This window comes from Micromonospora sp. ATA51 (assembly GCF_016802855.1).
Classification (GTDB): Bacteria; Actinomycetota; Actinomycetes; order Mycobacteriales; family Micromonosporaceae; genus Micromonospora; species Micromonospora sicca.
Genome location: NZ_JAEVHJ010000622.1, coordinates 1 through 1,697 on the forward strand (window position 1 = coordinate 1; position 1,697 = coordinate 1,697).

Sequence of the window (1,697 nt, forward strand, 5' to 3'; positions counted from 1 at the left end):
ACCCGGGGATCAGCCTGCCCTCAGCTTCTACCGTTCACTGCGATGACCGGCGGCAGGCACTTCCTCCTGCACGGCAACATCAGCGCCTCGTGGCGCACGCGATTTCTCGTCCATGCACAAGACCACCGCCTTGTCCGGCGGGTTCAGGTACAAGCCCACGACGTCAACGAGTTTCTCCTCGAACCGCTTGTCGTTCGACAGCTTGAACGTCTCCACCAGGTGCGGCTTGAGCCCCCGCGCGTCCCACACCCGCTGCACGGTGGCCTTCGACACGCCGACCTTGGCCGCCATCGACCGGCACGACCAATGCGTGGCTCCCTCGGGCCGCGAATGCAGCGTCAGTTCCACGATCTGGTCGATCACGGCTTGCGGGATCGACGGCTTGCGGCCCCGACCCGCCGCCACCTTGCCCAGGTCGGCGAGCCCACGCTCGGCGAACTCCGCCCGCCACGCCCGCACCGTCATCCGGGTCACCCCGGCCAGCACGGCGATGTCGGTGTTCGACACCCCGTCGGCCGCGTGCAGCAGCACCTGCGCCCGCTGGACCAGACGGTGCTCCGCGGTCCGCGACTTCGCCAGGGACTCCAGCAGTTCACGCTGGCCTGGATCGAGCACCAACGGTGCAGCGGTACGACTCACGACCAGCATCGTACCAACTGGCTACCTATTTCTGAGACAGAACACTAGCGCTCGGTGCGGGCCATAGAACCTGGTCAAGGAACTCCTCTACCGCCGTAGCCATCTCGCCCAGCACCGCCGCCGACATGGCAAGCGGTCCCGGCCGCGGAGTCGGTGATCGCCACCCTCTACTTCAAGTACATGCGGCGACAACTCCCGGGCGAGGCCGGGACGCCAGCTGCTGTCGCCCGTACCGCCGATGAGAAGGCAGGGCGCGCTGGCCCGGCGAAGGCCGTCGACCACCTCCGGGCTGTGCAGCAACGGCGGTTCGCCCCCGAGCTTGGCACCGGGGACCAACCGTCGTTGATGGGGCGTGCGCCGGGCGGCACGGCGGAGAGGCGGCCGACCACGCTGGCTCCGCGTAGTCTCCGTGCCATGCTCCGGATCCTCACGTGCGCTCGCACAGCCTGGCATGCGCCAGCACGCAGCGCTCGAGGATCCTTGTGATGGCCGCCCCATCTCCGTCATCATCCGATCCGCAGTGGACGGGATCGTTGCCCGAGGCGCCACGGTTGCCGCCAGAGCCGCTGGCACGCCCGGCGCCAATCCGGCGCGGGCGGGTCAGCGCCGGTATCGGCATCGCGGTTGTCGGCCACCTACCCGCAAGCGGCCTGTGGCTCGTTTCCTGCTACACGTTCATCTACCACGCAACTCCCGACTCATTGTTCATGGTGGATTGTCTCGTAATCCTTTTTCAACTGGCGCTGTTCGCCGGCTGTGTCCTGGCGGGCGGTTGGCTGGTCTTGCGTGGTGACCGCGGCGTCGGCCTGGGCCCGCTCATCGGTTGGGCCGTGGGCGCCATCGCGCTCGTGGTGGGCACAATCTTGATCTCTTACTCGGTGCCGGCCGATACGGCCGCGGCAGGCACCAACACGGTCTACTCCCACAGCCTCGTCGTTCCCTCCACGCCATAGGCGACGCAGTCGGGTAGCCCCGGCGCATTGCTGCGCCGGGGCCCCCTCAGAACCGTGCGTGCAACTCGTCGCGGCACACGGCTCAAGCAAGCCGCTCGGGCGATT

Annotated in this window: 1 protein-coding gene and 1 pseudogene; one reads left to right on the forward strand and one right to left on the reverse strand. The window is 67.9% G+C overall.

What is annotated here, in order from left to right; translation table 11 throughout:
- Positions 1 to 99: 99 nt before the first annotated feature.
- Positions 100 to 639, reverse strand: a pseudogene (locus JNW87_RS38425) (IS630 family transposase); the annotation flags it as partial.
- Positions 640 to 1,124: 485 nt separating this feature from the next.
- Here JNW87_RS38425 and JNW87_RS38430 point away from each other — a divergent pair.
- The gene (locus JNW87_RS38430; protein WP_146230982.1) at positions 1,125 to 1,592 is read left to right on the forward strand and encodes a hypothetical protein; all 468 of its coding nucleotides are present in this window, start codon (positions 1,125 to 1,127) and stop codon (positions 1,590 to 1,592) included.
- Positions 1,593 to 1,697: the final 105 nt, after the last annotated feature.